This is a genomic window from Streptomyces sp. NPDC005402 (assembly GCF_040606575.1).
In the GTDB taxonomy this organism is placed as follows: Bacteria; Actinomycetota; Actinomycetes; order Streptomycetales; family Streptomycetaceae; genus Streptomyces.
Genome location: NZ_JBEXFB010000019.1, coordinates 193,165 through 200,750, shown reverse-complemented (window position 1 = coordinate 200,750; position 7,586 = coordinate 193,165). Strand labels below are relative to the sequence as shown.

Below are 7,586 nucleotides of genomic sequence, written 5' to 3'. Positions count from 1 at the left end.
CAAATCCTCACGCCACTCGGTCCGTTGCGGGCGGCGATCGGCGTCGGTTTCCTGTTCGGCGCCGGCCACTTCCACCCCGCGCCGCCACGTCACCGCCTTCTCAGACGCGCCGCCACGTCACCGCCTTCTCAGACGCGCTGCCACAGCCCCGGGGCGAGGGCGGGCTGCCACGCGGTCTGCGCCTGATGGGTCTGCAGGCACTCGTACGAGACACCGTCGAGGATCACCCGCGCTCCGACCTCGTACACCCGGCCCGCGGCCCAGGCGCCCTCCTGGCCGTCCTCGGGGGCCGATGTGCCGTTCGAACTCGTGCTGGTGCTGAGGGTGAGGCCGTAGGTGCTGAGGATCGGGTTGATCGGCTGGTAGAAGGTCGTTCCGCCACTCGTGCAGTCGCCGGAGCCCCCGGACGTGACGCCCTGGGCCTGTACCCCCGAGATGTACGAACCGCCGGAGTCGCCCGGCTCCGCGCACACCGTCGTACGGGTCACTCCGTCGACGGCGCCCTGGGCGTAGTTGACGCTCGTGTCGTGCTGCTGGATCGTGCCGCAGTGCCAGCCCGTGGTGGAACCGGACCGGCACACCGCGGCACCCGCCAGGGCCTGCACCGAGCCGGCGGTCTGCACGTCCTGGCCGCCCTCTCCCTTGACGGCGGGTGTCGCGGTCCAGTCGCTGTTGACCCCCACCCACGCCATGTCCTGACCGGGGAAGACGGACGCCTGGAAGGTGCCCTGGGCGACCTGGTTGTACCCGGCGGTCTTCGCCCCCGCCTTCCCGCAGTGGCCGGCCGTGGCGAACCCCTGCTGGTCGCCCTTGGTGACGCCGAAGCCCACGGAACAGCGGGCCGTGTCGTCGATGTAGAAGGCGTCACCGCCCCGGATGTCGTACAGGGCGCGCGGCTGGTCGGCCGTCACCTTGACGGCCACGAGCGCGCTGTCGACGTCGGCGGCCTTGATGAGTGTGTCCGCGGCGGCGCGGCTCGTCGCCTGCACCGTCACCCGGTTGGTCCGTACGTCGATGTACCGGACCGGTGTGTCGAGGCCCTTGCCGGTCACGGCACGGTCCAGCTTCGTCTTGGCCGTCCTCAGGTCCGCCAGCGGGGACTTGACGACCACCGCCCGCGCTCCACCGGCCTCGATGGCGGGGCTGTCCGCGACGTCGGTGCTCGCGACGGTCAGGTCGGCGGAGGTGGCCCCACTCACCCACGCTCCGGCGAAGCGTTTGCCCAGCGCGTTCTGGAGCCGGCCGGCCCGGGTGCCCGCCTCGGCCTCGTTCACCAGGCGGGTCCTGGCCTGGGCCTCGGTCAGGCGCAGGTCGCGCTGCATGGCCCGCAGGACCGCGGGGGAGGGACTGTTCGCGCCGAGCGTCTCGGCGGCGGAGGGTGCCGGGGTCGGCGCGGGGGGCTCGACGGCGGCGGCCGCGGGCAGCCCCGTGAGCACGAGTGCGCCGAGTACCGTCAACGCGGCACAACCGGCTGAAACGTGTCTGTGGGCCATCAGGCGTCTCCTCGGGGGTGGAGTGCGAAAGGTCTCGAATCCCTAGGTTTTGCCGAAAACGCCTCAGGCGATGTGCGTCGCCCGCGCGTTCCGCGCATCGGACGACAAGAAGGGGCCGCCCGGCGGAGCACGGGATGCCGCCGGACCGGCACACCGGGTACCGGCGCCCGGCGGTCGATCACGCGGGGGTGAGGCCCGGCTTGCCGGCCTCCGTCACGAAGGACGCGGCGGTCGAGATCGGCGCACCCGGAGTCGTCACGGCGGACACGGTCCGGAAGTCGGCTCGCGCCTTCTGACGGTCGAGGGTGACCCGCACATAGCCGCGGCGCCCGTCGTAGAACTTCAGGTGCGGGTTGGCCTTGAGGTAGGTGTCCCAGGTGGAGGGCCTCTCGGCGCCGTCCCGCCCGCTGGCGACCGACGTGGCGGTGAACTCCGTGCCCAGGGTGGGGGAGGACGGGTCGTCGAAGTCGTCCTTGATGTCGAAGGCGTACGCGACGTGCACGTCCCCGGTCATCACCACCAGGTTCTCGACCCCGGCCGACTTCGCGCCGTCGAGGATCCTGCGACGCGAGGCCCGGTAGCCGTCCCAGGCGTCCATGGACAGCTGCGGCTCCGCGGTGAGGTCCAGTTTGCGCTGGGAGAAGCAGACCTGTTGCGGCATCACGTTCCACAGCGCCTGCGAGGCGCGCCAGCCGTCGATCAGCCAGCTCTCCTGCGTCGCCCCGGTCATGGTGCGTGCCGGGTCGTCCTGCAGGGGGCCGCCGGTGTGCTTGGTGTCCGCGTACACCTGGTCGGAGCGGTACTGCCGGGTGTCGAGGATGTCGAACTGGGCGAGCGTGCCCCACTGGAGCCGGCGGTAGAGCTGGGCGTCGGGGCCGTTCGGCAGCTGCCCGGCGCGCAGCGGCTGGTTCTCCCAGTAGGCCCGGTAGGCGGCGGCGCGGCGCAGCAGGAACTCCTCCGGCGGATCGTTGTTCTCGCTGATGGCGCCGCCGTAGTTGTTCTCGGTCTCGTGGTCGTCCCAGGTGACGACGAAGGGGTGGGCCGCGTGGGCCGCCCTGAGGTCCGGGTCGCTCTTGTAGAGGGCGTACCGCAGCCGGTAGTCCTCCAGGGTCATGGCTTCATGGTTGAAGCGGTCGGGCAGCTTGCGGTCGGTGTAGGCGCGGTGGCCGCCCACGGAGTTCACGGCGTACTCGTACAGGTAGTCGCCGAGATGCAGGACCACGTCGACGTCGTCCTGGGAGAGGTGGCGGTGTGCCGTGTAGTACCCGTCGAAGTAGGCCTGGCAGGAGACGGCGGCGTAGGTGAGCGACGCGGCCGCGGCGGTGGTGAGCGGCGCCGTACGGGTACGGCCCGTCCCGCTGATCCAGGTCCCGGTCTTGAACCGGTAGTAGTAGACACGGTCGGGCTCGAGGCCGTCGACGTCGATGTGCAGGGTGTGGTGGTACTCCGGGTAGGCGACGGCGGTGCCGCTGCGGACGGGCGCGCCGAAACTCTCGTCGAGGGCCATCTCCCACTGGACGACGACGTACTGCGGGGGCAGACCGCCGTCGGGCTCGAACGGCGTGGGGGCGAGCCGGGTCCACAGCAGCACGGAGTCGGGCAGCGGGTCCCCGGAGGCGACGCCGAGCGTGAAGGGGTCACTGGCGATCCTCGCCGCGTCGAGTTCGCGGGAGCCTGCCGCACCCCGGGCCGGCAGCTGGGTGCCGAACGCGAGAGCGGCGGCCGCCGCGGTGACCGTGAGAAAGCGGCGCCGCCCGAAGTGCCGTGCGGCGGCACGCAGTTCGGGGTCGTGTCGTGAAGCCAAGGGAGCTCCTTGCGCAGTTGATCGCCGGCAGAGAACCCCCGCATGCTAACCAGACAATGATCAGATTTCGGACATGCCTGTCGGAGCGCCGGTTAACCTGTGCTCATGCCTCGCTACGAATACCGCTGCCGGACCTGCGGCGACACCTTCGAACTCAGCCGTCCCATGGCCGAGTCCTCCGCCCCCGCCGACTGCCCCGCCGGTCACGACGACACGGTGAAGCTGCTGTCGACGGTGGCGGTGGGCGGCTCGGCGTCCGCGTCGGCCCCGGCGCCCCAGGCGGGCGGCGGTGGAGGCGGCTGCTGCGGCGGAGGCTGCTGCGGCTGACCGCCGTACGCACACCGCTTCAGCCTGCCTTCAGGTCCGCGTGCCTAGCGTGGGCCCATGTCAGCCATCGACTGGGTCAACGGCCTCATGGACACCCTCGGCGCTCCCGGCGCCGGGGTCGCCATCGCCCTGGAGAACCTCTTCCCGCCCATCCCGAGCGAGGCGATCCTGCCGCTCGCGGGCTTCGCGGCGAGCACCGGCCGGATGAGCCTGGTCGCCGTGCTGCTGTGGACGACGGCGGGCTCGGTGATCGGCGCCCTCGCGCTCTACGGCGTCGGCGCGCTCCTCGGCCGGGACCGCACGGTGGCGCTCGCGGCCCGGCTGCCCCTGGTGAAGGTCTCGGACATCGAGCGGACCGAGGCCTGGTTCCTGCGGCACGGCACCAAGGCGGTGTTCTTCGGCCGGATGATCCCGGTCTTCCGCAGCCTGGTCTCGATCCCGGCCGGCGTCGCACGCATGCCGCTGCCCGTGTTCCTGACGCTGACCACGCTGGGCAGCGCCCTGTGGAACACGGCGTTCGTCCTCGCGGGCCACGCCCTGGGCGCCAACTGGACCCAGGTCACCGACCTCGTGTCCGCGTACTCGAAGGTCGTGCTGGTGGCCGCCGCGCTCACGGTCGTGGCGTTCGTCGCCGTACGACTGCTGCGGCGGCCCTCCTCTACTGAGGTGTCCGAACCGTCCTGAGGAACTCCCGCAGGATCCGCTCCCCCGCCGCGACACCCCGCTCCGGCAGCGCGCCGATCGCCGGAGCCGTCCAGCTGACGTCCGCCAGCTCCCCGTGCCCCGGCCGCCAGCCCCGGTCTGCCGCGAGCAGCAGGTCGGCGTCCAGCAGCGAGTCACCCGCGGCCAGCGTCAGGCAGGCCCCGGTACGCCGGGCCACCTCGCGCACGGCCGCGCTCTTGGTGAGCGGCTTGGGGACGGCGTAGATCTTGCGGCCCTGGAGCGAGACCGTCCAGCCGCGGTTCTCGGCCCACACCGCGAACTCCTTCACCCAGTCCTCGGGCAGCAGTTCGCGCTCGACGACCAGGTAGACGAAGAGGTCCTCGGCGATCCGGTGCTTGCGCACCCACAGGGGGTCGGCCGTTGCCTGGAGGTGCGCGCTGATCTCGGCCAGCGGGGCGCACTCGTCGGCGAGGCGGGCCGTGACGCTCGCGTGCCAGTCGAGGTCGGTGACGCCGTCGACCAGCAGGTGGCCGCCGTTGGCGCAGATCGCGTAACCGGGCACGGGGCCCGGGAGGTTGATGCGCTGGTACTGCTTGCGGGTGCGGGTCGTCGTCGGCACGAAGACCGCCTCGTCCCCGAGCTCGCAGAGCAGTTGGGCCGCGGTCTCCGTCATGTACGACAGCGGCCTGCTCTCGTGCACCTCGACGCAGAGCAGCCGGGGCGCCCGCGCGTCCGGCATGGTCAGCGCGAGGGCGGCGGCGGAGTAGATGAGCGTACGGTCGAGGTCGCTGGCGACCAGCACCGGAGCCTGGGCCGGCATCAGACCGTCACCGCCTTGCCGTCGGCACCCGTCGCGCCGCGCGTGTACTTGGGGTGGATCAACCCCACGCAGGTGTAGGGGAGTTCGGCGACCTCTTCCACCGGGACACCTCTCTGCTCGGCCAACAGGCGTACGTGGTCCAGGTCCGCGCCCGCACCGGCCCTGGCCAGGATCTTCCAGGGCACCCGGCGCAGCAGCACCCGGGTGGTCTCACCGACACCCGGCTTGACGAGGTTGACGTCGTGGATGCCGTACTCCTCACTGATGCGTTCCACGGCGGCCCAGCCCTCCCAGGTGGGCTCGCGGTCCCCGGCCAGCAGTTCCTTCACGGTGGCGTCAACGGCGTCCGCGACCTCGGGGAAACGGGCGGCGACGGCGTCCAGGAAGTCCACCGACACGTCCGCGCCCGCGAGTTCGCGGTAGAACTTCGCGCCGTGGAAGTCGTGCGGGCCGACCAGGTCCGCGCGCAGGACCGTACGCGAAATCAGGCCGGAGACCGTGGAGTTGAGGCAGGCGGAGGGGATGAGGAAGTCCTCACGGGTGCCGTACGTGCGCACGCACGAGCCCGGGTCGGCGAGTACGGCGATCTCCGGGTCGAAGCCCGCGGCGCCACCCTCGGCCTCGAACTTCCGCACCGCTTCCGTCAGTTCACGCGTGATCGCGCCCTTGCCGGTCCAGCCGTCCACGAACACGACGTCGGCGGGCTCGTGGTGTTCGGCCAGCCAGCGCAGGGCGTTGGCGTCGATGCCGCGGCCGCGGACGATCGAGACGGCGTAGTGCGGCAGGTCGAGGCCGTGGCGGAATTGGGCCCAGCGGCGCATCAGGACGCCGACGGGGGTGCCGGCACGGGCGAGGGAGACCAGCACGGGCCGGGGCGAGCGCTCCTGCAGCACGATCTCCGTGACGGCGCCGACGGCCTGGGCGAGCCGCGCGGAGGACTCCTTCAGGGCCGTCCGGAACAGCTCCTGGTACTGGTCGCTCGGCTGGTACTCCATCGGCAGCGACTCCGCGTAGTGCGCGCCGCCGCTCTGGATGGCCTCCTCGCGCTCCTCGGTCGGGGCCTCCAGCGTGACATCCGAGAGGTCCTGCAGCAGCCAGCCGACGTCCTCCGGGGCGTAGGAGGAGAAGGCGGGGCCGCGCAGGGGGGCGGGGAGCATGGAGGGCCTTTCGGGGGTGTGGCTGGGGATCACCGCGAGGACTGTCTGCCGGGTGTGCGGGGCCAGCTGGGCCAGGAGGCCGTCCGGCGCGTGGAGTTCGGGGGTGTCGGCGGCGGAGTCGACGATCGCGACCACCGCGTCGAAACCGGCGCCGGCGACGTTGTACGCGTAGCGGTCGCCGGGGCCGTCGGCCGGGTTGTCGTGGGCCGGGAAGGTGAGACGGGTGCGGATCGCGTATCCCGGGTCGTCCACGGCGAGGACGGGTGAGCGGGTGGTGGTGGAGTAGGTGAACTCGGTGTCCTGAGCGAGCTGTTCGAGTTCGCGGGCGAGTCTGAGGGGGGCGTACATCAGCTCTTCGAAGCCGAGGATGTGCACGCGGTGCGCGTCTTTCGGGAGCGCCTCGGCCAGGCGGGTGGCCATCGCGGGGAGTTCGCGTTCCAGGCGTATTCGGTGTGCCGGGGTGAAGCCGTGGCGGGCGCCGTCGGGGAGGTCTCGGGGCCAGAAGAGGTCCACACGGTTTGTCGCCGGGTGCGGGTCGGTGGGGGCTCGGCGCGCAGTTCCCCGCGCCCCTGGGCGGGTCACCTCGTACCTCGCTACAAGGTCCCGGCCCTTCTCCAGGACCCCTTCGGGCAGGCTTACGGTGCCTGAAGCCGCCGCCACCAGGTCCACGCGAGCGCCTATCTCCGCTGCGAACCGCTCCAGCCGCCCCGCGTCCTTTTCCGACCGCATGTCCACCAGGGCGACCACCACGTACCGGTCCCGCGGATAGCGCGCGTGCAGGTCCCTGATCGTGTTCAGGACCGTGTTTCCCGTGGAGAACTCGTCGTCCACGAGGACCAAGGGGCCGTCGCCGGCCAGCAGGGCCGGGTCCTCCGGCAGCAGGAGATGGCTCGTGGCGTGGGAGTGGGACTCCTCGAAGCCGCCCGCGGTGGCCACGCCGGGGACCGGGCGGCGGGTGGAGTGGAGGTAGGGGGCGAGGGCGATGCCGTCGGCGACGCAGTGGCCGAGGCCGGTGGCGGTCTCCGCGTACCCCAGGACGACGGCCCGGGCGGCCTCCTCGTCGCCCAGCAGCTCCCGTACCCGGCGACCGAGGGTGAATCCCTGACCGTAGACCACACTCGGCGACTGCGGGACGTGTTTGCCCAGCACGTTGGAGACCAGCAGATGGGCCCGCTTGGGGTTGCGGCGCAGTGCCAGTCCCAGCAGGTCGGTCAGTCGGCTGTCGCCCACGAGTTCGACGCCGAGCCGGTCGGCGACCCACGTCCCCGACCAGACCTCGCCCGGCGTCCCGTCGTTCACTGCCTTGTTCATGCGTCCCTTGG

General features: G+C 71.8%; 6 protein-coding genes. 2 read left to right on the top strand and 4 right to left on the bottom strand.

Annotated features, from left to right (window positions below):
- Positions 1-128: 128 nt before the first annotated feature.
- Positions 129-1,493, bottom strand: coding sequence for a carbohydrate-binding protein (locus ABZT02_RS32195; RefSeq protein ID WP_356023740.1), 1,365 nt, complete (start codon positions 1,491-1,493; stop codon positions 129-131).
- 178 nt (positions 1,494-1,671) lie between these two features.
- Positions 1,672-3,297 (bottom strand): alkaline phosphatase D family protein, encoded by a 1,626-nt coding sequence (locus tag ABZT02_RS32190; protein WP_356023738.1) that lies wholly within the window; start codon positions 3,295-3,297, stop codon positions 1,672-1,674.
- Positions 3,298-3,402: 105 nt separating this feature from the next.
- Here ABZT02_RS32190 and ABZT02_RS32185 point away from each other — a divergent pair, with 105 nt between their 5' ends.
- The gene (locus tag ABZT02_RS32185; protein WP_280867058.1) at positions 3,403-3,624 is read left to right on the top strand and encodes a zinc ribbon domain-containing protein; all 222 of its coding nucleotides are present in this window, start codon (positions 3,403-3,405) and stop codon (positions 3,622-3,624) included.
- 57 nt (positions 3,625-3,681) lie between these two features.
- On the top strand, positions 3,682-4,308 hold the full coding sequence (locus ABZT02_RS32180) for a DedA family protein (protein ID WP_356023736.1): 627 nt from the start codon (positions 3,682-3,684) through the stop codon (positions 4,306-4,308).
- On the opposite strand, the gene ABZT02_RS32175 is transcribed toward ABZT02_RS32180, so the two are convergent.
- Together ABZT02_RS32175 and ABZT02_RS32170 are read right to left on the bottom strand one after the other, a co-directional pair.
- The gene (locus ABZT02_RS32175; RefSeq protein WP_356023734.1) at positions 4,283-5,107 is read right to left on the bottom strand and encodes an HAD family hydrolase; all 825 of its coding nucleotides are present in this window, start codon (positions 5,105-5,107) and stop codon (positions 4,283-4,285) included. The genes ABZT02_RS32180 and ABZT02_RS32175 overlap by 26 nt on opposite strands.
- The gene (locus ABZT02_RS32170; RefSeq protein WP_356023732.1) at positions 5,107-7,575 is read right to left on the bottom strand and encodes a phosphoribosyltransferase; all 2,469 of its coding nucleotides are present in this window, start codon (positions 7,573-7,575) and stop codon (positions 5,107-5,109) included. The genes ABZT02_RS32175 and ABZT02_RS32170 overlap by 1 nt, the downstream gene beginning before the upstream one ends.
- Positions 7,576-7,586: the final 11 nt, after the last annotated feature.